Source organism: Hydrogenophaga sp. IBVHS1 (genome assembly GCF_002127265.1).
In the GTDB taxonomy this organism is placed as follows: Bacteria; Pseudomonadota; Gammaproteobacteria; order Burkholderiales; family Burkholderiaceae_C; genus Hydrogenophaga.
In genome coordinates, this window is the sequence record NZ_NFUU01000001.1 from 1506469 (window position 1) to 1530525 (window position 24057).

General features: G+C 65.0%; 20 protein-coding genes. 18 read left to right on the plus strand and 2 right to left on the minus strand.

Annotation, left to right across the window (positions count from 1 at the left end; genetic code table 11):
• From CAP37_RS07235 to pgeF, 6 genes are all read left to right on the plus strand, one after another.
• Window positions 1–720 carry a GntR family transcriptional regulator gene (locus tag CAP37_RS07235; RefSeq protein ID WP_086123559.1) on the plus strand — a complete coding sequence of 240 codons (720 nt, stop codon included), beginning with the start codon at window positions 1–3 and terminating at the stop codon, window positions 718–720.
• Window positions 721–747: 27 nt separating this feature from the next.
• Complete coding sequence (locus CAP37_RS07240; protein WP_086123560.1) at window positions 748–2313, plus strand: thymidine phosphorylase family protein; 1566 nt, start codon at window positions 748–750, stop codon at window positions 2311–2313.
• A complete protein-coding gene (locus CAP37_RS07245; RefSeq protein WP_086123561.1) occupies window positions 2313–3215 on the plus strand; it encodes a ribose-phosphate diphosphokinase in 903 nt (300 codons plus the stop codon). The genes CAP37_RS07240 and CAP37_RS07245 overlap by 1 nt, the downstream gene beginning before the upstream one ends.
• 378 nt (window positions 3216–3593) lie before the next feature.
• On the plus strand, window positions 3594–4706 hold the full coding sequence (locus CAP37_RS07250; RefSeq protein WP_086124864.1) for an alkene reductase: 1113 nt from the start codon (window positions 3594–3596) through the stop codon (window positions 4704–4706).
• 31 nt (window positions 4707–4737) lie between these two features.
• A complete protein-coding gene (gene maiA / locus CAP37_RS07255; protein ID WP_086123562.1) occupies window positions 4738–5379 on the plus strand; it encodes a maleylacetoacetate isomerase in 642 nt (213 codons plus the stop codon).
• Window positions 5379–6149 carry a peptidoglycan editing factor PgeF gene (gene pgeF, locus CAP37_RS07260; protein WP_086123563.1) on the plus strand — a complete coding sequence of 257 codons (771 nt, stop codon included), beginning with the start codon at window positions 5379–5381 and terminating at the stop codon, window positions 6147–6149. The genes maiA and pgeF overlap by 1 nt, the downstream gene beginning before the upstream one ends.
• On the opposite strand, the gene CAP37_RS07265 is transcribed toward pgeF, so the two are convergent.
• A complete protein-coding gene (locus tag CAP37_RS07265) occupies window positions 6069–6368 on the minus strand; it encodes a hypothetical protein (protein ID WP_086124865.1) in 300 nt (99 codons plus the stop codon). The two genes, pgeF and CAP37_RS07265, sit on opposite strands and share 81 nt — an antisense overlap.
• A gap of 129 nt (window positions 6369–6497) precedes the next feature.
• Here CAP37_RS07265 and CAP37_RS07270 point away from each other — a divergent pair, with 129 nt between their 5' ends.
• From CAP37_RS07270 to CAP37_RS07300, 7 genes are all read left to right on the plus strand, one after another.
• Window positions 6498–8291 carry an alpha/beta hydrolase gene (locus tag CAP37_RS07270; RefSeq protein ID WP_256926903.1) on the plus strand — a complete coding sequence of 598 codons (1794 nt, stop codon included), beginning with the start codon at window positions 6498–6500 and terminating at the stop codon, window positions 8289–8291.
• 34 nt (window positions 8292–8325) lie between these two features.
• Window positions 8326–9504, plus strand: coding sequence for an acetyl-CoA C-acetyltransferase (locus tag CAP37_RS07275; protein ID WP_086123564.1), 1179 nt, complete (start codon window positions 8326–8328; stop codon window positions 9502–9504).
• 61 nt (window positions 9505–9565) lie between these two features.
• Entirely contained in the window at window positions 9566–10303 is a 738-nt protein-coding gene (gene phbB, locus CAP37_RS07280; protein ID WP_086123565.1) for an acetoacetyl-CoA reductase, read from the plus strand.
• Between the two features lie 91 nt (window positions 10304–10394).
• Window positions 10395–12107: a YbaL family putative K(+) efflux transporter gene (ybaL, locus tag CAP37_RS07285; RefSeq protein WP_086123566.1), complete on the plus strand. Its 1713-nt coding sequence runs from the start codon at window positions 10395–10397 to the stop codon at window positions 12105–12107.
• Window positions 12108–12118: 11 nt separating this feature from the next.
• Window positions 12119–13123: a tRNA dihydrouridine(20/20a) synthase DusA gene (gene dusA, locus CAP37_RS07290; protein ID WP_086123567.1), complete on the plus strand. Its 1005-nt coding sequence runs from the start codon at window positions 12119–12121 to the stop codon at window positions 13121–13123.
• Entirely contained in the window at window positions 13120–14022 is a 903-nt protein-coding gene (locus CAP37_RS07295; RefSeq protein ID WP_256926904.1) for an alpha/beta fold hydrolase, read from the plus strand. The genes dusA and CAP37_RS07295 overlap by 4 nt, the downstream gene beginning before the upstream one ends.
• Window positions 14023–14128: 106 nt before the next feature.
• The gene (locus CAP37_RS07300; RefSeq protein WP_086123568.1) at window positions 14129–15829 is read left to right on the plus strand and encodes an alkaline phosphatase; all 1701 of its coding nucleotides are present in this window, start codon (window positions 14129–14131) and stop codon (window positions 15827–15829) included.
• A gap of 22 nt (window positions 15830–15851) precedes the next feature.
• Here the strand turns inward: CAP37_RS07300 and CAP37_RS07305 are convergent, their stop codons facing one another.
• Complete coding sequence (locus tag CAP37_RS07305; protein WP_086123569.1) at window positions 15852–16487, minus strand: GntR family transcriptional regulator; 636 nt, start codon at window positions 16485–16487, stop codon at window positions 15852–15854.
• A 96-nt stretch (window positions 16488–16583) separates the two neighbouring features.
• On the opposite strand from CAP37_RS07305, the gene scpA reads away from it, so the two are divergent.
• From scpA to CAP37_RS07330, 5 genes are all read left to right on the plus strand, one after another.
• The gene (gene scpA / locus CAP37_RS07310; RefSeq protein WP_086123570.1) at window positions 16584–18752 is read left to right on the plus strand and encodes a methylmalonyl-CoA mutase; all 2169 of its coding nucleotides are present in this window, start codon (window positions 16584–16586) and stop codon (window positions 18750–18752) included.
• Window positions 18749–19753 carry a methylmalonyl Co-A mutase-associated GTPase MeaB gene (gene meaB / locus CAP37_RS07315; protein ID WP_086123571.1) on the plus strand — a complete coding sequence of 335 codons (1005 nt, stop codon included), beginning with the start codon at window positions 18749–18751 and terminating at the stop codon, window positions 19751–19753. The genes scpA and meaB overlap by 4 nt, the downstream gene beginning before the upstream one ends.
• Window positions 19754–19785: 32 nt before the next feature.
• Window positions 19786–21318, plus strand: a complete 1533-nt coding sequence (locus CAP37_RS07320; RefSeq protein WP_086123572.1) for an acyl-CoA carboxylase subunit beta — start codon at window positions 19786–19788, stop codon at window positions 21316–21318.
• Between the two features lie 19 nt (window positions 21319–21337).
• Window positions 21338–23386: an acetyl/propionyl/methylcrotonyl-CoA carboxylase subunit alpha gene (locus CAP37_RS07325; protein ID WP_086123573.1), complete on the plus strand. Its 2049-nt coding sequence runs from the start codon at window positions 21338–21340 to the stop codon at window positions 23384–23386.
• Between the two features lie 134 nt (window positions 23387–23520).
• A complete protein-coding gene (locus tag CAP37_RS07330; protein ID WP_143435898.1) occupies window positions 23521–24057 on the plus strand; it encodes a class I SAM-dependent methyltransferase in 537 nt (178 codons plus the stop codon).

Here is a 24057-nt window from a genome sequence, read left to right on the forward strand (position 1 = left end):
ATGAGCTTGCAAGACACCGTTTTGATGCAGTTGCGCGACCTGATCCTGAGCGGTGGGTTCGAGCCCGGCCAGCGGCTGGCCGAGCAGCAACTGGCCGAACGCCTGGGCGCCTCGCGCACGCCGGTGCGCGCCGCGCTGGTCACGCTGGAGCAGGAAGGCCTGGTGGAGGCGAACGACACCGGCAAGTACCTTGTGCGCCAGTTCACCGCACAGGAAGTGACCGACGCCATCGCCGTGCGCGGGCACCTCGAAGGCATGGCCGCTCGGCTGGTGGCTGAGCACGGTGTGTCGCGACAGTTGCAGGGTCAATTGCAGGCGTGCCTCGAGGAAGGCGATCGGCTGCTGGCCGACAACCCGCTCACCATCGAAAGCTACGCCGCCTACTCGGTAATGAACGATCGCTTTCATGCCTTGCTGCTCGAGGCATGCGGCAACCGGGCCCTGCAGCGCGCCGTGGCGCTCAACGACAAGCTGCCGTTTGCGCCCGCTTCGGCGATGCTGCCCATGCAGGGCACCTTGACGATGGACCGCGACTGGATGCTTTACGCGCACCGCCAGCACCACATGCTGGTCGACGCGCTGCTGCGCGGTGAAAGCGCCCGGGCGCAGGCACTTGCGGTCGAGCACACCGAGGTCGCGCAAATGAACATGCGCCTCGCTCTGGAGCGCCGCACGGACTCTGAACGCGTCTTGCCCGCCATCCGACTCGTGGTGGGGTGAGCACCCGGCCGGTGTATCGTCCCGGGCATGTCGCCCACCAACGAGCTCGCTGCCCCGACCGGCCTCACGCTGCGGCGCGTGGCCATCGACACCTACCATGAGAACGTGGCCTATCTGCACCGCGACTGCGCCGTGGTGCGGGCCGAAGGCTTCCAGGCGCTGTCCAAGGTGGAGGTGCGGGCCAACGGACGGCGCATCCTGGCCACGCTCAACGTGGTGGACGACCAGGCTATCGTGGGCTGCCACGAGATCGGCGTGTCCGAGGATGCCTTTGCCCGGCTTGAAGTGGCTGGTGGCCACCCCGCCTCGGTGTCGCCGGCCGAGCCGCCCGAGTCCATCCCCGCGCTGTTTCGCAAGATCAATGGTGAGCGACTGGGGCGCGACGACTTCCGCCACATCATTCGCGACATCGCCGAGTTGCGCTATTCCAAGATCGAACTCACCGCCTTTGTGGTGGCCTGCAACCGCAGCGAGCTCGACCGCGAGGAGGTCTATTTCCTGACCGAAGCCATGGTGGCCAGCGGCCGGCGGCTCGACTGGAACGAAACCCTGGTGGTGGACAAGCACTGCATCGGCGGCATTCCGGGCAACCGCACCTCGATGCTGGTCGTGCCCATCGTGGCGGCCCATGGCCTGGTGTTCCCCAAGACCTCGTCGCGTGCCATCACCTCGCCCGCCGGCACGGCGGACTCCATGGCCGTGCTGGCCAACGTGGAGCTGCCGTTCGAACAGCTCACCGGGATCGTGCGCCAGCACCATGGCTGTCTGGCCTGGGGCGGTACGGCCCAGCTTTCGCCGGCCGATGACGTGCTGATTTCGGTAGAGCGTCCGCTGTCCATCGACTCACCCGGCCAGATGGTGGCCTCCATCCTGTCGAAGAAGATCGCCGCCGGCGCCACGCACCTGGTGCTCGACATCCCCATCGGCCCCACGGCCAAGGTGCGCTCCATGCCAGAGGCCCAGCGGCTGCGCCGCTTGTTTGAATACGTGGCGCAGCGCATGCACCTATCGCTCGATGTGGTGATCACCGATGGCCGCCAGCCCGTGGGCCGTGGGGTGGGGCCGGTGCTGGAGGCCCGTGACGTGATGCAGGTGCTGGAAAACGACCCGCGCGCGCCGGACGATCTGAGGCAGAAATCGTTGCGGCTGGCCGGGCGGCTGATCGAGTGCAGCCCTGATGTGCGCGGCGGCGAAGGCTTTCGCATCGCGCGCGACATCCTCGATTCGGGCCGCGCGCTGGCGCAGATGCGGGCGATTGTGCGGGCACAAGGCGACCGCAGTTTTGACCACCACCACCCGGCATTGGGCGCGCTCACACAGGCGGTGAGGGCGCCCGCCGCCGGTGTGGTCATCGGCATCGACAACCTGCAGATCGCGCAGATTGCCCGCCTGGCAGGTGCTCCCAAGGTGCAGGGTGCGGGTGTGGATCTGTGCGTCAAACTCGGCCAACAGGTGGCTGCTGGTGACGTGCTCTACAGCGTGTACGCCAGCTACCCGGCCGATCTGGAGTTCGCGCGCCAGGCCAGCGAGCGCGCCTCCGGTTTCAGCGTGGGCACCGCCGCCCAGGTGCCCCATGTCTTTGTGGAGTTCTGATGTCTCTCTCAAGCAAAACCGCTGCCGGTTGTGTGCTGTGTTTCGAGGACGAAACCTCGCTGGCCGGTCAGGCCGCCAGCGCACTCGGCATGGCCCTGGCCGTGGTGGAGCGCCACCGGTTCCCCGACGGAGAGACGCGCCTGCGCCTGCCAGCCGAGCTGCCCGCGCGCGTGGTGCTGTGGCGCGGTCTGCAACAGCCCAACGAAAAACTGGTGGAGGTGTTGCTCGCCGCGCAGACCGCGCGCACGCTGGGTGCACAGCAACTCACGCTGGTCTCGCCGTATCTGGCCTATATGCGGCAGGACATCGCCTTCAACCCCGGGGAGGCGATCAGCCAGCGCATCGTGGGCGCTTTCCTGGCCGGGTTGTTCGACGCCATCATCACGGTGGACCCGCACCTGCACCGCGTGGCCACACTGCATGAAGCCGTGCCGGTGAAAGATGCGATCGTGCTCAGCGGCGCGCCGCTGCTGGCCGACCACATCGCCACCCAGCGCCAGAACCCGCTGCTGATGGGGCCGGACGAAGAAGCGCTGCAGTGGGTGGCCCTGGCCGCCGCGCAGCATGGCTGGGACCATGCGGTGTGCCGCAAGACGCGCCATGGCGACCGGGACGTGGGCATCGAACTGCCCGAACTGCCGGTGGCGGGCCGGGCGGTGGTGCTCATGGACGATGTGGCAAGCTCCGGCCACACGCTGGCGCGTGCGGCCATGAAGCTGCGCGCGGCGGGCGCGGTCTCGGTCGACGTGGCCGTGACGCATGCGCTGTTTGCCCAGGGCTCGGTACAACTGGTGCGCAGTTCGGGTGTGGGTGAAATCTGGAGCACCGACTGCATCCCGCATGCCTCCAACGCCGTGAGCATCGTTCCCCAGGTCGTGGCCGCGCTGCAGGGCATCCGGTAGACAGCCGCTGCGTTGAGGTTGCTCAACGCCGGGTGCGAATCGCGCCCTGGATTGGTCGGGCGGGGGCGTGACCCCCGTTTGCTACCAGGAGACTCGGCCACCAACATGATGACCGGCAAAGGAGTCTTCAACGACTCCTGCCTAACACGCCCTACCAGGGCGCGGGGACCTGCACGTTTTCCAACGGCGCGGCATACCGCATGCACATCGGTGGCAACTGAGCGGTCCGAGGTTTGCCACGCGTGCGGGGTCAGCGTGCGTGTGCGTTTGAATGGCCGTGCGGTTGGCGGGTTATGAGGCAATGCCCGGGGCAAGCGCCCGGAGATGGGGGAATACTCGGGTTTTCCCTTTGCACCTTCCACGGACTGCACCGCTCGCATGACCACCACCTCGCTGTTTTCACCCTTCACTGCCGGAAAGCTCTCGCTCGCCAACCGCATCGTCATGGCGCCGCTCACGCGCAACCGCGCGCCCAACGCCGTGCCCACGCCGCTCATGGCCACCTATTACCAGCAGCGCGCCAGCGCCGGCCTGCTCATCACCGAGGCCACCGCCATCAGCCACCAGGGGCAGGGGTATGCCGATGTGCCGGGCCTGTATGCGCCCGAGCAGATCGAAGGCTGGAAACGCGTTACCCGTGCCGTGCACGATGCCGGCGGCAAGATTGTGGTGCAGCTCTGGCACGTCGGTCGTGTCTCGCACACCGAACTGCAACCAGGCGGAGGCGCGCCCGTGGCACCGTCGGCCATTCGCGCCAAGACCAAGACCGTGCTGATCAAGGACGGCGTGCCCACGTTCGTGGAAACGTCCGAACCCCGCGCGCTCGCGCTGGACGAGTTGCCTGGCATCGTGGACGACTACCGCCGCGCTGCGCTGGCGGCCATCGAGGCCGGTTTCGATGGCGTCGAAATCCACGCCGCCAACGGCTACCTGATCGACCAGTTCCTCAAGACCGGCAGCAACCAGCGCACCGATGCCTATGGTGGTTCCATCGAGAACCGCGCTCGTCTGCTGCTGGAAGTCACCCAGTCGGTCGTGAGCGCCATCGGCGGGGAACGCACCGGCATTCGCCTCTCGCCGGTAACGCCGGCCAACGACGCGCTGGACGCTGACCCCCAGCCGCTGTTCGACCTGGTGATGCGCGAGCTCGCGCCCATGGACCTGGCCTATGTGCACTTCATCGAAGGCGCCACGGGTGGACCGCGTGAGATTTCTGATCGGCCCTTCGACTACACGGCCTTGCAAACGACCTACCGCACCGCTGGCGGGCGCGCCGCCTGGATGGTCAACAACGGCTACGACCTGGCGCTGTCCGAGAAGTCCCTGAAGGATGGCGCCGACCTCGTCGCCTTCGGCAAGCTGTTCATCGCCAACCCGGATCTGGTGCAACGCCTCAAGCAGGGCGGGCCGTTCAATGAACCCGACCGCACCACTTTCTATGGCGGCAGCGAACACGGTTACACCGATTACCCCGCACTGACGGCTGCCTGAACGCCGGGGCGTGGGTTTATCCTTGATGCCCATGAAGCTCTACAACTACTTCCGCTCCTCGGCGTCTTTTCGCGTGCGCATTGCGCTCGCGCTCAAGGGCATTCCTTACGACTACGTTCCGGTGCACATCGCGCGCGGCGATCACAAGTTGCCCGCGTTCGGGGACATCTCGGTCGAAGGCCTGGTGCCGGTACTCGAACTGGACGACGGCACGCGCCTGACGCAGTCGATGGCCATCATCGAGTACCTCGACGAGGTGCACCCCACGCCGTCGCTGGTGCCTGCCAACCTGATCGACCGGGCGCGCGTGCGCGCGCTGGCGCAGATCGTGGCCTGCGAAATTCACCCGGTGAACAACCTGCGCATCCTCAAGTACCTCACGCGCGAGCTGAAGGTGGAGGAAGAGCCGAAGAACGTCTGGTACCGCCATTGGGTCCGCGCTGGTTTGCAGGCGTACGAGGGCCAGCTCGCGCAGTTGCCGGCGTCCACCTACAGCTTCGGCGACACGCCGACCCTGGCCGACTGCTGCCTGGTGCCGCAGATCTTCAACGGCCAGCGCTTCAACACCGACTTCACCGGCCTTCCACGCACCATGGCAGCCTTCGAGGCCTGCATGAAGCTCGAAGCGTTCCAGAAATCCCAGCCCTCGGCGTGTCCTGACGCCGAAGCCTGATGCTGCTGGCCGCCGACGCCATCGTTCCCGACTGGCCAGTGCCGCCGGGTGTGCGGGCCGTCTGCACCACGCGGCTGGGAGGTGTGTCGGTGGCGCCATTCGACAGCTTCAACCTGGGCGATCACGTGCGGGACGAACCACTGGCTGTGGTGGCCAACCGTGAGCGGCTCGCCGCGTTCACAGCGCCTGCGCGCCCCGTGTTCCTGCAACAGGTTCACGGCACGCAGGTGGTGCGCCTGACCCCGGAAACCCCCGATGGAACCCTGGCCGATGGCTGCGTGGTGAATGGTCGAGGTGTGGCCGCCACCATCATGGTGGCGGACTGCCTGCCCGTGCTGTTCGCTCACGCCTCGGGCACCGCCGTGGCGGCAGCGCATGCCGGCTGGCGCGGACTCGCCGCTGGCGTGCTTCAGTCGACCCTGAGCGCATTGCGCGAGGTGGCAGGCGATGGGGATGTGATGGCCTGGCTGGGTCCCTGCATCGGGCCAAAGGCGTTTGAGGTGGGTGCCGAGGTGTGCGAGGCTTTCGTGAAGGCAGACCACAATGCCGTGGCGCACTTCTGGCCCAGCGGCGATGGCAAGTTCCTGGCCGACCTCCCTGCGCTGGCGCGTCGAGCGTTGCAGGTGGCTGGCCTCAGCGATGTGCACGGCAACGACGGCAGCGAAGCCTGGTGCACCGTGGCGGACGCTTCAAGGTTCTTTTCGCACCGGCGCGATGCCGCCCGCCTCGGCAGCACCGGCCGCATGGCCGCCAGCATCTGGATCGCCTGAAGCGGCGGTTTGCGCCTCGCGCAGCTCGGTCGCTTCGCGCGCCTTGAGGGCCTTGCGGCGCTGAGGCGTGCGCATCAGGTAAACCACCAGTGCCACCGGCAGCAAACCGTAAAGAAAAAAGGTCACAATGGCTCCCAGCACCGTGCCTGTGGTGTTGGTGGCCTCGGCCACCGACATCATGAGAACCACATACATCCACCCGATCACCACCAGATACACGGCCATCCTTGCAGCCCGGGAACCACGCGTCAGCTTGCTGGAAGCTCTCGCATCAATACTGGGGAAAACCCGGAATTTCTTCCCCAGAAAGGCCATCATAGGCCGCAAGCAACACCCACGGAGACCAGCATGACATCGGGCAAAACCCCCCCTACCAACTGGCTGGAGTCCGCCCAGCAGTTTCAGCAGAACCTCGTCAGTCAATGGACGCAACTGGCGCAGACGATGCCCGGTGCGGCCACCGGTGCATCCAATCCTTTTGGCATGCCAGTGCCCACATCCATGCCCATGCCCTCGGCCATGCCGGGCATGGCCGGTATCGGCGAAATGTTCTCCCAGGCCGCTGGCCAGGGCGTGAGCTTCGATCCTGCCAAGCTGCTCGAAATTCAGAACAACTACCTCAAGGAAGTCACCGGGCTCTGGAACCAGGGGCCGAACGTCAAACCCGCAGCCGATCGCCGCTTTGCTTCGGACGCCTGGGCTGGCAACCCGGTGGCCGCCTTTGCCGCCGCGTCCTACCTGCTGAACGCGCGCACGCTCATGGCCATGGCCGATGCCGTGCAGGGCGACGCCAAGACGCGCAGCCGAGTGCGCTTCGCCGTACAGCAGTGGATCGACGCCAGCGCACCCAGCAACTTCCTGGCCTTCAACGCAGAAGCCCAGAAGAAGGCGATCGACACCCAGGGCGAGAGCATTGCCAAGGGCGTGGCCAACCTGCTGCACGACATGAAGCAGGGCCACGTGTCCATGACGGATGAGAGCGTGTTCGAGGTCGGCAAGAACGTGGCCACCACCGAAGGCGCCGTGGTGTTCGAAAACGAGCTGTTCCAGCTCATCGAATACAAGCCGCTCACCACCAAGGTGTACGAGCGGCCGTTCCTGCTGGTGCCGCCGTGCATCAACAAGTTCTACATCCTCGATCTGCAGCCCGAGAATTCCCTCATTCGCTACTGTGTGGAGCAAGGCCACCGCACCTTCGTGGTGAGCTGGCGCAACCCGGACGAGTCGCTGGCGCAGAAGACCTGGGACGAGTACATCGAGGATGCGGTGATCAAGGCGATTGGCGTCACGCAGGACATCACCGGTGCCGAAACCATCAACGCCCTCGGCTTCTGCGTGGGTGGCACCATGCTGGGCACTGCGCTGGCCGTGCTCGCCGCCCGCGGCGAAGAGCCCGTGAACTGCGCCACCTTTCTCACCACGCTGCTCGACTTCACCGACACCGGCATCCTCGATGTCTTCATTGACGAGAACTTTGTGAAGTACCGCGAGATGCAGTTCAAGGACGGCGGCCTCATGCCTGGGCGCGACCTGGCCACCACTTTCAGTTTCCTGCGGCCCAACGACCTGGTGTGGAACTACGTGGTGGGCAACTACCTGAAGGGCGAAACGCCGCCGCCGTTCGACCTGTTGTACTGGAACTCCGACAGCACCAACCTGCCGGGACCGTATTACGCGTGGTACCTGCGCCAGATGTACCTGGAAAACAACCTCGTCAAGCCGGGCAAGGTCAAGGTCTGTGGCGAAAAAATCGATTTCCGCCAGGTCAAGCTGCCGGTCTACATCTACGGCTCACGCGAAGACCACATCGTGCCCATTGGCGGTGCCTACGGCAGCACCCAGTTGTTCCCGGGCAAGAAGCGCTTTGTGATGGGTGCTTCGGGTCACATTGCCGGCGTGATCAACCCCGCCAGCAAGAACAAGCGCAGCCACTGGATCGGCCCCGCGGGCAAGTTCCCGAAGGACGTGAAGGAATGGATCGACAGCGCCACCGAACACCCCGGCAGCTGGTGGACCGACTGGTCCGCCTGGCTCAAGCCGCAGGCGGGCAAGCAGATCGCAGCGCCCAAGGCCTATGGCAGGGGCAAGACCTACGCGGCGATCGAGCCTGCGCCTGGTCGTTACGTCAAAGCCAAAGCCTGATCTTGATTTTTTTGAGCACAACAAGGAGATAGCCATGGAAGACATCGTCATCGTTGCAGCCACCCGCACCGCTGTGGGCAAATTCGGCGGTTCGCTCGCCAAAACGCCGGCCACCGAGCTCGGCAGCATCGTCATCAAGGAACTGCTCGCGCGCACCGGCCTCCCGGTGGACGCCATTGGTGAAGTGATCATGGGCCAGGTGCTGGCTGCGGGCGTGGGCCAGAACCCTGCGCGGCAGGCCATGATGAAAGCCGGTGTGGCCAAGGAAACGCCGGCGCTCACCATCAACGCCGTGTGTGGCTCCGGCCTCAAGGCCGTGATGCTGGCGGCGCAGGCCGTGGCCTGGGGCGACAGCGAGATCGTGATTGCCGGTGGTCAGGAGAACATGAGCGCCTCGCCACACGTGCTCAACGGCAGCCGCGACGGCCAGCGCATGGGCGACTGGAAGATGACCGACACCATGATCGTGGATGGCCTCTGGGATGTGTACAACCAGTACCACATGGGCATCACCGCCGAGAACGTGGCCAAGGCGCACGGCATTGGTCGAGATGCGCAGGACGCCCTGGCGCTGGGCAGCCAGCAAAAGGCGAGTGCCGCACAGGACGCGGGCAAATTCAAGGACGAGATCGTTGGCGTGAGCATTCCGCAGCGCAAGGGCGATCCGATCGTTTTCGACGCCGACGAGTTCATCAACAAGAAGACCAGCGCCGAAGCGCTGGCCGGCTTGCGCCCCGCGTTCGACAAGGCCGGCTCGGTGACCGCGGGCAATGCCTCGGGCATCAACGACGGTGCCGCTGCGGTGATGGTGATGAGCGCGAAGAAGGCCGCATCGCTGGGCCTGAAGCCATTGGCGCGCATCGCCGCCTTCGGCACCAGCGGCCTCGACCCCGCCACCATGGGCATGGGCCCGGTGCCCGCATCGAAAAAGGCGCTGGCCCGCGCCGGCTGGTCAGCCGCCGACGTCGACCTGTTCGAACTGAACGAGGCGTTTGCCGCACAGGCCTGCGCGGTCAACAAGGTGCTGGAGATCGATCCCGCGCGTGTGAACGTCAACGGCGGCGCCATTGCCATCGGTCACCCTATTGGTGCGTCCGGCTGCCGCATCCTGGTGACGTTGCTGCACGAGATGCAGCGCCGCGACGCGAAGAAGGGCCTTGCCGCGCTGTGCATCGGTGGCGGCATGGGGGTTTCCCTCGCGGTCGAACGCTGAATATTGGGTCTAATCGTCCCGTGCACTGCATTTCGCAAAACACCTCAGAGGAGCACACACAATGAGTAAAAAAGTAGCCTACGTCACGGGTGGCATGGGCGGCATCGGCACCGCCATCTGCCAGCGCCTGCACAAAGACGGCTTCACCGTTATTGCCGGCTGCGGCCCCACGCGCGACTTCAAGAAATGGCTCGACGAGCAGAAGGCTCTGGGCTACAGCTTTCACGCATCGGTCGGCAATGTCGGCGACTGGGATTCCACCGTGGAAGCGTTCACCAAGACCAAGGCGGAACACGGCACCATCGACGTGCTCGTGAACAACGCCGGCATCACCCGCGACCGCATGTTCCTCAAGATGTCGCGCGAGGACTGGGACGCTGTGATCGAGACCAACCTGAACTCCATGTTCAACGTGACCAAGCAGGTCGTGGCCGACATGGTGGAAAAGGGCTGGGGCCGCATCGTCAACATCTCGTCGGTCAACGGCGAGAAGGGCCAGGCCGGCCAGACCAACTACTCCGCCGCCAAGGCCGGCATGCACGGCTTCTCGATGGCGCTGGCGCAGGAGCTTGCCACCAAGGGCGTCACGGTGAACACCGTGAGCCCGGGCTACATCGGTACCGACATGGTCAAGGCGATCCGGCCCGACGTGCTGGAGAAGATCGTGGCCACCGTGCCGGTCAAGCGCCTGGGCGAACCCAGCGAGATCGCGTCCATCATTGCCTGGCTCGCCAGCGAAGAGGGCGGCTATGCCACCGGTGCCGATTTCTCGGTGAACGGTGGCCTGCACATGGGGTGATAGCGCGAGCCGATTGAGAGCCCGCAACCCGCTTCGGCGGGTTTTTTGTTGGCCCACCGTTGGGGACAAGGTCGTGGTGTAAATTCGACCGATGCCCCACAGCGTTTCACTGATCAATACCATCGCCGCCGGTCTGGGACTGGCATTGGTGCTGGGCTTCCTGGCGGCGAAGGTGCGCCTGCCCGCGCTGGTGGGCTACCTGCTGGCGGGCGTGATCATCGGGCCCTACACGCCGGGTTTCGTTGCCGATGCAGGCATCGCTTCGCAACTGGCCGAGATCGGGGTGATGCTGCTGATGTTCGGCGTGGGGTTGCATTTTTCACTGGCCGACCTGCTCTCGGTGCGGAAGATTGCATTGCCCGGTGCGGTGGTGCAGATGGCTGTGGCCACGCTCATGGGCATGGGGCTGGCCCTGTGGTGGGGCTGGACGCCAGGCGCCGCGCTGGTGTTTGGCGTGTCGCTCTCTGTGGCCAGCACGGTGGTGCTGTTGCGGGCGCTGGAGAGCCTGGGCATTCTCGATTCGTTTACGGGTCGCATTGCGGTGGGCTGGCTGGTCGTGGAAGACCTGGCGATGGTGCTGGTGCTCGTGTTGCTGCCTCCGCTGGCAGGCTTTCTGGGCGGAAAAGGCGCCGACGAAGATCTCGACTCCGTCTGGCGCACGCTCGGCTTCACCCTGATGCAGGTGGGAGGCTTCGTGGCCCTCATGCTCATCGTCGGCCGGCGTCTGTTCCCGTGGCTTCTCTGGCAGGTCACGCGCACGGGCTCACGCGAACTGTTCACGCTGTGCGTGGTGGCTGCGGCGGTGAGCATCGCTTTCGCCTCTGCGGCGTTGTTTGGTGTGTCGTTCGCACTGGGTGCTTTCTTTGCCGGCATGGTGCTGCGCGAGTCCGAGTTCAGCCATCGTGCGGCCGAAGAATCGCTGCCCCTGCGCGACGCTTTCGCGGTGCTGTTCTTTGTGTCGGTCGGCATGCTGTTCAACCCGTCCATCCTGCTGGAGCGTCCCCTGCATGTGCTCGGGGTGGTGGCCATCATCATCGTGGGCAAGTCGGTGGCAGCGGCCGCGCTGGTGGTGGCCATGCGCTACCCGCTCAACACGGCGCTGACGGTGTCGGCGAGTCTGGCGCAGATCGGTGAGTTCTCGTTCATTCTGGTGGGTCTGGGCGCTTCGCTGGGCCTGTTGCCACCGGAAGGCACCAGCCTGGTGCTGGCGGGTGCCCTCATCTCCATCGCCCTGAATCCCCTGCTGTTCAAGGCGATCAACCCATTACAGGAATGGCTGCGCAAGAACTCCGAGTTCGCGCGCAAGCTCGAAGCGCGCGACGATCCGCTGGCAGAACTGCCCGTGACCACCCACGAGAAATACCTCTCGCGCCAGGTGGTGCTGGTGGGCTATGGAAGGGTGGGTCGGCGCATTGCCGCAGCACTTGAAGAAAAGCACCTGCCGTATGTGGTGGCCGAGCAGAACCGCGACATCGTGGAGCGTTTGCGCGCACAAGGCATCCCGGCGGTTTTCGGCGACGCGGCAGACCCGGCGGTGCTCATCCAGGCCCACATCGCGCGGGCAGGCATGCTCGTCATCGCGACCCCGGACACCCTGGACGTGCGCCAGATGATCGGCATCGCCCGCACCCTGAACCCGGAGATCCAGACCGTGATTCGCACCCACAGCGAGGAAGAGGCCGGCCTGCTTGAAAAAGAGGTAGCCGGCAAGATTTTCATCGGCGAAGAAGAACTGGCGCAGTCGATGACGCGCTACGTGCTGGAACACTCGCAGGCGGCCGGCGTGGCACGCGCGCACGCCTGAAGGTCCAGTCGATGGAAACCACCACGCTATCGCCCTGGCGCCTGTCTGTCGCGCCCATGATGGACTGGACCGATCGCCACTGCCGCTACCTGCACCGTCTGCTCACAAAGCACACCTTGCTCTACACCGAGATGGTGACCACCGGCGCGCTCATGCACGGCAGCGTGCAGCGGCATTTGCGTTTCAACGCCGAGGAGCACCCTGTTGCGTTGCAGCTCGGTGGCAGCGAGCCGGACGAGCTGGCCCGCGCCGCGCGCCTGGGTGAGCAGTGGGGTTACGACGAGATCAACCTCAATTGCGGCTGCCCGAGCGAGCGCGTGCAGCGCGGCGCTTTTGGCGCCTGCCTCATGGCCGAGCCGCAGACAGTGGCCGATGGCGTGAAGGCCATGCGCGATGCGGTGTCGATTCCGGTCACGGTGAAGCACCGCATCGGCATCGACCGGGTGGAGAGCTACGACTTTGTGCGCGACTTCGTGGGCACGGTCAGCGAGGCGGGCTGCTCGGTGTTTCTGGTGCATGCGCGCAATGCCTGGCTGGAAGGCCTTTCGCCCAAGGAAAATCGCGAGATTCCGCCGTTGCGCTATTCACTGGCCTACCAGCTCAAGCGCGACTTTCCATCGCTCACCATTGCGGTGAACGGTGGCATCACCACCAACGCACAGATCGGCGAACATCTGCTGCATGTCGATGGCGCGATGGTGGGCCGCGAGGCCTACCACAACCCCTGGTTGCTCACGACCTGGGACGAGGCGTTCTTCGGCGCCGCGCCGTCCTGTGTGACGCGTGAGGCGGTGGAAGAGCAGATGGTCGCCTACATGGAGCGGGCTTTCCTGGAGGATGGTTGCCCGTGGTACGCGATTGCGCGGCACATGCTGGGACTTCGCCACGGCTTGCGTGGCGCGCGCAAGTGGCGCCAGGTGTGGAGCGACCACCGGCTTAAGCCGCTGCCGCCGCGCGAGGTCTGGGCCTTGGCGCGAGCACACACGGGCGAGGAAACCGAGGCCACTGCGGCATGAGCTTGCTGCCCATGCTGCCGCCGGCCGTGAACGCGCCCATGGAAATCCTGCACACGGCGGTGGGCCGTGTGGCTGTCTACCACGCCCGGTTGGAGGGGCAGGGCGTTGGCCTCCCGCCCTTGTTGCTGGTGCACAGCGTCAATGCGGCGGCCTCTGCGGCTGAAGTGGCGCCGCTCTTCGACCACTACCGCGCCACGCGCACGGTGGTGGCGCTGGACCTGCCTGGCTATGGGCGTTCCGACCGCAGCGACCGCGCCTACACACCTCGGCTCATGACCGATGCGGTGCTTGCCGTGGTGGAGTGGATGCGCACGGCGTTCGGGACGGGGCAGGTGGATGTGCTCGGTGTTTCACTCGGCTGCGAATTCGTGGCGCGTGCGCAGAGCGAGGCGCCAGCGCAAATCCGGCGCATTGCGCTGGTGAGCCCTACCGGGTTTTCGCGCAGCAAACGCCGGCATGGCCCGCCGGGTACCACGCTGGTCATCCCCTGGTTGCTGCGCCTGCTGTCGCGTCCCGGTTGGGGCGACCGCATCTTTCGCCAGCTCACCCGGCCTGGCGTGGTTCGCTATTTCCTCAAGCGCACTTTTGGCTCCAGCAACATCGACGAGACGCTCTGGCGCCAGGCGGTCATTACGGCGAAGCAGCCCGGTGCCCACCATGCACCGCTCGCCTTTCTGTCGGGCGCTCTGTTCAGTGCCGACATCAACACGCTCTACGAAACGCTCCTCTGCCCGGTCTGGGTGAGCATGTCCACGCGCGGCGACTTCACCGACTACCAGGGGCGGAACTCGGTGGAATCTCGCCCCAACTGGCAGTTTCATGCCATTGAGGGAGGCGCCTTGCCTTACTTCGAAGACCTGCCTGCCTTCAACACCGTTCTCGATCCTTTCTGGATCTGAACACGCAGCCTCCGGGCCTGCGCAGGGTGCGATGTCGCACCGACGCTCAGAGGGCCCACGGGTAACTTGCGCGGTCAGGAAATTGACCTGGTCCGAAGGAATTCCCATGAACACATCCAGCCGCCGCACCTTCATCGTGCGGCTCGTTTCCGTCTCTGCGGCCGTGTCGGCTGGTGGTGTGCTGTCGGCCTGCGGCGGTGGTGGCGATGAGGAGGCGGTCGACCCACAGGCACCGGTGCGTTTCGACTTCGGCGTGGCCAGTGGCGACCCCCTGGCGGATCGTGTGATTCTGTGGACACACGCCACGCGTGGCGACGCGAACCCTGTGGCGCTGACGTGGGAAGTCGCCCTCGATGCCGGCTTCACACAGCTGGTTTCCACAGGACAGGCCCAGGCATCGCCCGATGCGGGGAATACCGTGAAGGTCGATGCCACCGGCTTGCAAGCTGGTCAGACTTACTTCTTCCGCTTCCGCTCGGGCGAGTACATCTCCCCCGTGGGCCGCACGCGCACGCTGCCGGCCCTCAACGCGACCAGCGTGAAGCTGGCGGTGTTCAGTTGCGCCAACTATCCGGCCGGCTTCTTCCACGCCTACAGCGGCGCGTTGTCGGTCGGGGCCGAATACGCGGTGCACCTGGGCGACTACATCTACGAATACGAAGCCGGTGGCTACGCCTCTGAAGACGCGGTGGCACTGGGCAGGGTGTCGGTGCCTGCCAACGAATGCCTGACGCTCGCGGACTACCGGGCGCGCTATGCCCAGTACCGCAGCGACCCCGACCTGAAACAGCTGCACGCCACGTTGCCGATGATCGCCATCTGGGACGACCACGAGATCGCCGAGAACGCCAGCGCCAGTGGTTCGATCAACCACACCGAAGGCGTCGAGGGCAGCTTCAGCGCGCGGGCTGCTGCGGCGGCGCAGGCTTACCACGAGTGGCTGCCCATCCGCACGCCCGACATCAGCAATTTGCGCAGGGCTTACCGCAGCTTCGATTTCGGCAACCTGCTGTCGCTGCACATGCTGGAGACGCGCCTGCTGGCGCGTGAACCGGCGCTGACCATTGCGTCACTCACCGATCCCGCCACCTCGGCAGCGGCCTTCGCCGCGCTGAACACGCCCACGCGCCAGATGCTGGGCATGGAACAGACCGGGTGGTTGACCCAGCAGATGACGGCTTCAGGCGCCACGTGGCAGGTGCTGGGCCAGCAGGTGCTGATGGCCCGCATGATGTTTCCCGCCTCGGTGCTGCAGGCGCTCGATCCGGCAACCGACCCTGCGGCGGGCGCTGCAGCGGTGGCGGCCTATCTGCTGGCCAGGGAGCTTGAAGTTTCTGCGCCGCAGTTGATGACCCCCGAGCAGTTGGCGCTGGTGGACCCGGTTCAGAACCCGAAGATCGGCTACAACCTTGACGCGTGGGACGGCTACCCTGCCGCGCGCGAGGCGGTGCTGTCTTCAGCTTCCGGCCTGGGCAAGCGCCTGGTGTCGCTCGCGGGGGATACGCACAACGCCTGGCAGAGTGATCTGAGTCTGGCCGACGGCACCGTGGTCGGGCAGGAGTTCGCTACCCCCAGCGTGACATCACCCGGCTTCGAGGCCTTCCTGGGATCGATCTCACCCTCGGTCGTGGCCGACACCTTCATCGATGTGCTGGACATGCTGAACTTCGCCAACACCGAACGGCGCGGCTTTCTGCTGATGAGTTTCACGGCGCAGGCGGCCACGGGTGACTGGTACTTCATCGACACGGTGAAGTCGTCGGCACACACCGTGACGCTGGGACACACCGCGGTGGTCAACGCCTGAGGGGCCAGCGCCGGGGCGCGCGTCAGGCGGCGGCTTCGAGCCCGTTCTGGAAGTGCTCGCGCATGCGCTGCACGGTGAGTGCAGGATTGCGCTGCGCGAGGGCCTCCACGATGGCGCGGTGTTCGGCCAGCGATTCCTCGATGCGCCCGGTCTTCAGCAGCGAGTTGTGGCGGTTGAGCTTCATGACCTTGCGCAGGTCGGCCACCATCTGCTCGCGCCAGCGGTTGCGCGCCAGCTCGAGCAGCCGCATGTGGAATTGTTCGTTGATGGCGAAGAAGCGGTCGCGCTCGCCCGCGGCGGCTTCCAGTTCGGCGTGCAGGGTCTGCAGTGACGCGATTTCTTCGTCGCTGGCGCGCTCGGCCACCACGCCGCCGGCATCGGATTCCAGCAGCGAGAGCAGGTGGTACACGTCCGCCAGGTCCTTCTCGGAGACTTCGGTCACGTAGGCGCCACGGCGCACTTTCATGGTGACCAGCCCCTCGGCCGCCAGCACTTTCAGCGCCTCTCGCAGGGGGGTTCGGCTGATGCCGTATTCCTCGGCGATCTTGAGTTCGTCGATCCAGCTCCCGGGCTCCAGCTCGCGGCTGAAGATGCGCTGACGCAGCAGCTCGGCGACTTCTTCATATAGGGCGCGGGGTGAGAGCGAGAGGGCAGACATGGGTACGGATTGTAAGTCAGGCGGAATATTCTGCATCAATAATTATGAATGATGTAAACTCGCCCCCGTTCTGAATACCCTGATCCCCATCACGCCATGAGCCAGTCACCGCCCGAATCCAAGCCCGAATTTGCCCCAGCCAGCCTTGAAGCCTGGGCTCAGGCTGCCGCCAAGTCCGCGCCGGGAGGCGATGTGAACGCGCTGGACTGGGTGACCCCGGACGGCATTCGCGTCAAGCCGCTCTACACAGCGGAGGACACCGCAGGGCTCCCGCACACCCACACGCTGCCAGGGTTCGAGCCCTTCATACGCGGCCCGCAGGCCACCATGTACGCAGTACGGCCGTGGACAATCCGCCAGTACGCGGGGTTTTCCACCGCAGAAGAAAGCAACGCCTTCTACCGCAAGGCACTGGCCGCTGGCGGGCAGGGCGTGAGCGTGGCGTTTGATCTGGCTACCCATCGGGGCTACGACAGCGACCACCCGCGCGTGACCGGCGACGTGGGCAAGGCCGGCGTGGCCATCGACAGCGTGGAGGACATGAAGATCCTGTTCGACCAGATCCCGCTCGACAAGGTGAGCGTGTCCATGACCATGAACGGCGCGGTGCTGCCGGTGCTGGCGGGCTACGTGGTGGCGGCGGAAGAGCAGGGCGTGTCACAGGTCAAACTGAGCGGAACCATCCAGAACGACATCCTCAAGGAGTTCATGGTCCGCAACACCTACATCTTCCCGCCCGAGCCGAGCATGAAGATCATCGGCGACATCATCGAGTACACGGCAAAGAACATGCCGAAGTTCAACTCGATCAGCATCAGCGGCTACCACATGCAGGAAGCCGGCGCCAACCAGGCGCTGGAACTCGCCTTCACGCTGGCCGACGGCAAGGAATACGTGAAGACCGCCACCGCCAAAGGCATGGACGTGGACGACTTCGCCGGACGCCTGAGCTTCTTCTGGGCGATCGGCATGAACTTCTACCTGGAGATCGCCAAGATGCGCGCGGCGCGCCTGCTGTGGACTCGCATCATGAAGGGCTTCAACGCGAAGAATCCCAAGAGCCTGATGCTGCGCACGCATTGCCAGACCTCAGGGTGGTCGCTCACCGAGCAAGACCCATACAACAACGTGGTGCGCACCACCATCGAAGCCATGGCGGCGGTGTTCGGCGGCACGCAGAGCCTGCACACCAACTCGTTCGACGAAGCCATTGCGCTGCCGACCGAATTCAGCTCCCGCATTGCGCGCAACACCCAGCTCATCATTCAGGAAGAGACGCACATCACCAACGTGGTGGACCCGTGGGCCGGCTCGTACATGATGGAATCGCTGACGCAGGAAATGGCCGACAAGGCCTGGGCCATCATCGAAGAGGTCGAGGCCATGGGCGGCATGACCAAGGCGGTGGACAGCGGCTGGGCCAAGCTCAAGATCGAAGCTGCCGCCGCCGAGAAGCAGGCGCGCATCGACTCCGGCAAGGACGTGATCGTGGGCGTCAACAAGTACAAGCTCGCCAAGGAAGACCCGATCGAGACGCGCGACATCGACAACTTGGCCGTGCGCGACGGGCAGATTGCGCGTCTGCAGAAAATCAAGGCAACGCGTGATGGCGCGAAAGTGCAGGCGGCGCTGGAAGCGCTCACCGCAGCCGCCGACAGTGGTGAAGGCAACTTGCTCGATCTTTCGATCCAGGCAATACGACTTCGCGCCACGGTGGGCGAGGTGAGCGACGCGCTGGAGAAGGTTTATGGGCGCCACCGCGCCGATACGCAAAAGGTGACCGGTGTGTACGCTGCTGCCTACGATTCCGCCGAGGGCTGGGACGCCCTCAAGACCGAGATCAACGCCTTTGCTGAAGCGCAGGGCCGCCGTCCTCGCGTGATGATCAGCAAACTCGGCCAGGACGGCCACGACCGAGGCGCCAAAGTGGTGGCCACGGCCTTCGCCGACCTCGGCTTCGACGTCGACATGGGCCCTCTGTTCCAGACGCCCGAGGAGTGCGCGCGCCAGGCGATCGAGAACGACGTGCACGCGGTGGGCGTGTCCACACTCGCTGCGGGTCACAAGACTCTGGTGCCCGCCATCATTGCCGAACTCAAGAAGCAGGGCGCTGACGACATCATCGTGTTCGTCGGCGGCGTGATCCCCCGGCAGGACTACGACATGCTGTACGAAGCAGGTGTGAAAGGCATCTACGGCCCAGGTACACCCATCCCGGCCAGCGCCAAGGACGTGCTGGAGCAGATCAAGAAAGCGATCGGGTGATTCCTTCGGAGTTGCTGGACGGCATTCTGCGCGGCGAGCCTGCTGCGCAACGCCGGGCCATGGCCAAAGCCATCACGCTGCTGGAGTCCACCCGCGTGGATCACCGCGCGGAAGGCGACGAGCTGCTCACCGCCTTGCTGCCCCACACCGGCAATGCGTTCCGCCTCGGCATCAGCGGCGTGCCAGGTGTGGGAAAGAGCACTTTCATCGAGGCTCTGGGCCTGTACCTGATCGAGCGGGGCCACCGCGTCGCAGTGCTCACCGTCGATCCCTCCAGCACCGTCTCGGGCGGCTCCATCCTGGGAGACAAGACGCGCATGGAGAAGCTATCGGTGCAGGAGCAGGCCTACATTCGCCCCAGCCCCAGCAGCGGCACGCTGGGCGGCGTGGCCGAGAAGACGCGCGAAGCCATGCTGGTCTGCGAGGCGGCGGGCTACGACATCGTGATTGTCGAAACCGTGGGCGTGGGCCAGAGCGAAACGGCGGTGAGCGGCATGACCGACATGTTCGTGCTGATGCAGTTGCCCAATGCGGGTGACGATCTCCAGGCGATCAAGAAAGGTGTGATGGAGCTGGCCGACCTGGTGGTCATCAACAAGGCCGATCTGGATCCCGATGCCGCCACGCGTGCGCGTGCGCAGATCACCTCATCGCTGCGCCTGCTGGGTCTGCAGGGCCATCCCGAGCACGCCCACCACAACGAGGCGCTCTGGCACCCGCAGGTGATTCAGCTCAGCGCGCTGCTGGGCCGCGGTGTGGATGCGTTCTGGGCCGAGGTATCGCGCTTTCGCACGCTCCAGACCGGCAACGGCCAAATGTCGACGCGCCGCCAGCAGCAGGCCCGGGCCTGGATGTGGGAGCGCATCGACGCCGGTTTGAAGCAACGTTTTCGCGCGCACCCACAAGTGCGCGCCGAGCTCGATGGCATTTCGCGGCAGGTGCTTGCAGGGCAGTTGCCCGCTTCCACCGCCGCGCGCCGCCTGCTCGACCTTTTCGACTGACTGAACCCCTTTCCTTTCTGGAGCACACGACCATGCAGGACATCCTGGAACAACTGGAGAAGAAGCGCGCCGCTGCTCGCCTGGGTGGCGGCGACAAGCGCATCGCCGCGCAACACGCCAAAGGCAAACTGAGCGCGCGCGAACGCCTGGAGGTGCTGCTGGACGAAGGCACCTTCGAAGAGTGGGACATGTTCGTCGAGCACCGCTGCACCGACTTCGGCATGCAGGACAACAAGATTCCGGGCGATGGCGTGGTGACCGGCTACGGCATGATCAACGGCCGGCTGGTGTTTGTGTTCAGCCAGGACTTCACCGTGTTCGGTGGTGCGCTGTCTGAAGCGCACGCGGAGAAAATCTGCAAGGTGATGGACCAGGCCATGAAGGTGGGCGCGCCGGTGATTGGCCTCAACGATTCGGGCGGTGCCCGCATCCAGGAAGGCGTGGCTTCGCTCGGCGGTTATGCCGACGTGTTCCAGCGCAACGTGATGGCCAGCGGTGTGGTGCCGCAGATCAGCATGATCATGGGGCCCTCGGCAGGCGGCGCTGTGTATTCGCCCGCCATGACCGATTTCATCTTCATGGTGAAGGATTCGGCCTACATGTTTGTGACCGGCCCCGAGGTGGTGAAGACCGTGACACACGAAGAAGTGACGGCAGAGGAGCTGGGCGGCGCCATCACGCACACCACGCGCAGCGGCGTGGCCGATCTGGCTTTCGAGAACGATGTGGAAGCGCTCCTGATGCTGCGCCGCCTCTACAACTACCTGCCGCTGAACAACCGCGAGAAGGCCCCCGTGCGGCCGAGCGGCGATCCCATCGACCGCATGGACATCAGCCTGGACACGCTGGTGCCCGAGAACCCGAACAAGCCCTACGACATGAAGGAGCTGATCATCAAGACGGTGGATGACGGCGACTTCTTCGAGCTGCAACCCGAGTACGCCAAGAACATCCTGATCGGCTTTGCCCGCATGGACGGCCAGACCGTGGGCATCGTGGCCAACCAGCCGCTGGTGCTGGCGGGTTGCCTGGACATCAAGAGTTCCATCAAGGCCGCGCGCTTCGTGCGCTTCTGCGACGCCTTCAACATTCCGGTGGTCACCTTCGTGGACGTTCCCGGGTTCATGCCTGGCACGAGCCAGGAGTACGGCGGCATCATCAAGCACGGCGCCAAGCTGCTCTACGCGTACGCCGAGTGCACGGTGCCCAAGATCACCGTGATCACGCGCAAGGCCTACGGCGGTGCCTACGACGTGATGAGCTCCAAGCACCTGCGCGGCGACGTGAACTTCGCCTGGCCCAACGCGGAGATCGCGGTGATGGGCGCCAAGGGCGCGGTGGAAATCATCTTCCGCGAGGAGAAGAAGGACCCGGCCAAGCTGGCCCTTCGCGAGGCCGAGTACAAGGCGCGCTTCGCGAACCCCTTCGTGGCGGGCGCGCGCGGCTTTATCGACGACGTGATCCTGCCGCACGAAACGCGAAAACGCATCTGCCGCAGCCTGGTGATGCTCAAGGACAAGAAGCTCGAGAACCCGTGGCGCAAGCACGGCAACATTCCACTCTGAGCCCGAGGAGAACAACAAGATGTTTACCAAGATCCTGATTGCAAACCGTGGCGAGATCGCCTGCCGCGTGATCGCCACCGCCAAGAAAATGGGCATCGCCACGGTGGCGGTGTATTCCGAAGCCGACAAGGAAGCACGCCACGTGCAGCTGGCCGACGAAGCCGTGCTGCTCGGTCCCGCACCCTCGCGCGAGTCCTACCTCGTGGCCGACAAGATCATCGAGGCCGCGAAGAAGACTGGCGCGCAGGCGATCCACCCGGGCTACGGCTTCCTGTCAGAGAACGAAGCCTTTGCGAAGCGCGTGGAAGACGAAGGCATGGCCTTCATCGGCCCGAAGCATTTCAGCATTGCGGCCATGGGCGACAAGATCGCATCGAAGAAACTGGCCAATGCGGCCAAGGTGAACACCATCCCGGGCTGGAACGACGCCATCGAGTCTGCCGAGCGAGCGGTGGAGATCGCGAAGGACATCGGCTATCCGGTGATGATCAAGGCCAGTGCGGGCGGTGGTGGCAAAGGCCTGCGCGTGGCCTACAACGACAAGGAAGCCCTAGAGGGGTTTACCGCGTGCCAGAACGAAGCACGCAACAGCTTTGGTGACGACCGCATCTTCATCGAGAAGTTTGTGCAGGAGCCGCGCCACATCGAGATTCAGGTGCTGGGCGATTCGCATGGCAACGTGATCTACCTGAACGAGCGCGAGTGTTCCATTCAGCGTCGACATCAGAAAGTGATCGAAGAAGCGCCATCGCCGTTCATCAGTGATGCGACGCGAAAGGCCATGGGCGAGCAAGCCGTGGCGCTGGCCAAGGCAGTGAACTACCAGAGCGCAGGCACGGTGGAGTTTGTGGTCGGCAAGGACCAGGACTTCTACTTCCTGGAGATGAACACGCGCCTGCAGGTGGAGCACCCTGTGACCGAGTGCATCACGGGTCTGGATCTGGTGGAGTTGATGATTCGCGTGGCGGCGGGCGAGAAGCTGCCGCTCACGCAGGCCGACGTGAAACGCGAAGGCTGGGCGATCGAGTGCCGCATCAACGCAGAGGACCCGTTTCGCAACTTCCTCCCCAGCACCGGGCGGCTGGTGCGTTTTGTTCCCCCGGCGCAATCCATGTTCCAGGCAAACACGGAGGCACTGTACGGCGTGCGGGTGGACACCGGTGTGCAGGACGGTGGCGAGATCCCCATGTTTTACGACTCGATGATCGCCAAGCTCATCGTGCACGGCAAGGACCGCACGGAGGCCATTGCCAAAATGCGAGAGGCGCTCAACGGTTTCGTGATCCGTGGCATCAGCAGCAACATCCCTTTCCAGGCCGCTCTGCTGGCGCACCCGAAATTCATCTCCGGCGATTTCAACACCGGCTTCATCGCCGAGCACTACGCCCAGGGTTTTCGCGCGGAAGACGTGCCGCACAGCGACCCCGATTTTCTCGTGGCACTGGCCGCCTTCGTGCGGCGCAAGTCGCGCGAGCGCGCCGCTGGCCTCTCGGGGCAGTTGCCGGGTTATGGCGTGAAGGTGGGGCACGATTTCTGCGTGATCGTGCTCGACGCACAGGGCCGGCATGTCTACCGTTCCGTGCACGTGGACGAGGTGGTGGGGCAGATCGGCTCCGCCGTGGTCACGGTGGACGGCAAGCGCTATGCGCTCTCCAGCCCTTCGCGCCTGAACGACATCTGCGTCATCGGTCTCTGCAACGCCGAACCCTTCACGGTGCAGGTGGAGCGTGGCACGCCGCGCAACCCGCTGGCGCTGGTGGTGCAGCACAACGGCACGCGCATCGAGACCATGGTGGTGTCGCCACGCATGGGCGAGCTGCACGCCTTGATGCCCTTCAAGGCACCGGCCGACATGAGCAAATACGTGCTGTCGCCCATGCCCGGTCTGCTGGTGGATGTGGCGGTGCAACCCGGCCAGAAGGTGCAGGCCGGCGAGCGCGTGGCCGTGATCGAAGCCATGAAGATGGAGAACGTGCTCTTTGCGGCGGCCGACGGCGTGGTCGCCAAGGTGCTTGCTACCAAGGGCGATTCGCTGGTGGTCGATCAGCCCATCGTCGAGTTTGCATGAGGCCCCTGCAGGGCACATCCCGAAACGGACGCTGTTTGCGAAATGGGATACCCTTCGAGCCATTGCGGTTTCGAAGGGTGTTTATGCGGCATGGTCTGGCTTTTGCCCTGGGGTGTTTGCGCGATCCGCGCCGCATGGGCGCGATTGCCCCGGCTTCCAGGGCACTGGCCCGCGCCATTGCAGACGAAGTGCAGCGCGATCAGCCTGCCGTGCTGATCGAGGTCGGCGCTGGCACGGGTGCCATTACCCGCGCCCTGGCTGAGTCGCCCATCACGCCGGAGCGTTTCCTGGTGATCGAGCGCGATGCCGACTTCGCGCGCTTGCTGCGCCGGTCCTTTCCGGCTCTGGAGGTGCTGAATCACTGCGCCTCCAGTCTGCACACCCTGCCCATCAAGGCCCTTTCGCCGGTCACTCTGGTTTCATCGCTGCCGCTGCTGTCCATGCCGCGAGACGAAGCCAAACAGTGCATCGACGCCATGTTTTCGATCATTGCCCGCCAGCCTGGCTCGCGCCTGATCCAGTACACCTATGCGGCGCCGCACCTTCGGCCTTTCAACCACATCCCCCCGGGCTGGCACTGGCGCCGCGCGGCGTCGGTCTGGGCCAATCTGCCCCCGGCCACCGTCTGGTCGCTGGAGCGCACACCCGGGTTCATCCACGGAGTCCACTGA

Excerpts from the sequence above, each read along its gene's own strand:
- CAP37_RS07295 (WP_256926904.1), top strand. The coding sequence starts at position 13,120 with ATGAGCTTGCTGCCCATGCTGCCGCCGGCCGTGAACGCGCCCATGGAA.
- scpA (WP_086123570.1), top strand. The coding sequence starts at position 16,584 with ATGAGCCAGTCACCGCCCGAATCCAAGCCCGAATTTGCCCCAGCCAGC.
- CAP37_RS07235 (WP_086123559.1), top strand. The coding sequence starts at position 1 with ATGAGCTTGCAAGACACCGTTTTGATGCAGTTGCGCGACCTGATCCTG.
- CAP37_RS07305 (WP_086123569.1), bottom strand. The coding sequence starts at position 16,487 with ATGTCTGCCCTCTCGCTCTCACCCCGCGCCCTATATGAAGAAGTCGCC.
- CAP37_RS07275 (WP_086123564.1), top strand. The coding sequence starts at position 8,326 with ATGGAAGACATCGTCATCGTTGCAGCCACCCGCACCGCTGTGGGCAAA.
- ybaL (WP_086123566.1), top strand. The coding sequence starts at position 10,395 with ATGCCCCACAGCGTTTCACTGATCAATACCATCGCCGCCGGTCTGGGA.
- CAP37_RS07300 (WP_086123568.1), top strand. The coding sequence starts at position 14,129 with ATGAACACATCCAGCCGCCGCACCTTCATCGTGCGGCTCGTTTCCGTC.
- CAP37_RS07240 (WP_086123560.1), top strand. The coding sequence starts at position 748 with ATGTCGCCCACCAACGAGCTCGCTGCCCCGACCGGCCTCACGCTGCGG.
- CAP37_RS07250 (WP_086124864.1), top strand. The coding sequence starts at position 3,594 with ATGACCACCACCTCGCTGTTTTCACCCTTCACTGCCGGAAAGCTCTCG.
- phbB (WP_086123565.1), top strand. The coding sequence starts at position 9,566 with ATGAGTAAAAAAGTAGCCTACGTCACGGGTGGCATGGGCGGCATCGGC.
- CAP37_RS07270 (WP_256926903.1), top strand. The coding sequence starts at position 6,498 with ATGACATCGGGCAAAACCCCCCCTACCAACTGGCTGGAGTCCGCCCAG.
- pgeF (WP_086123563.1), top strand. The coding sequence starts at position 5,379 with ATGCTGCTGGCCGCCGACGCCATCGTTCCCGACTGGCCAGTGCCGCCG.
- CAP37_RS07320 (WP_086123572.1), top strand. The coding sequence starts at position 19,786 with ATGCAGGACATCCTGGAACAACTGGAGAAGAAGCGCGCCGCTGCTCGC.
- CAP37_RS07330 (WP_143435898.1), top strand. The coding sequence starts at position 23,521 with ATGGGCGCGATTGCCCCGGCTTCCAGGGCACTGGCCCGCGCCATTGCA.
- CAP37_RS07325 (WP_086123573.1), top strand. The coding sequence starts at position 21,338 with ATGTTTACCAAGATCCTGATTGCAAACCGTGGCGAGATCGCCTGCCGC.
- CAP37_RS07245 (WP_086123561.1), top strand. The coding sequence starts at position 2,313 with ATGTCTCTCTCAAGCAAAACCGCTGCCGGTTGTGTGCTGTGTTTCGAG.
- maiA (WP_086123562.1), top strand. The coding sequence starts at position 4,738 with ATGAAGCTCTACAACTACTTCCGCTCCTCGGCGTCTTTTCGCGTGCGC.
- dusA (WP_086123567.1), top strand. The coding sequence starts at position 12,119 with ATGGAAACCACCACGCTATCGCCCTGGCGCCTGTCTGTCGCGCCCATG.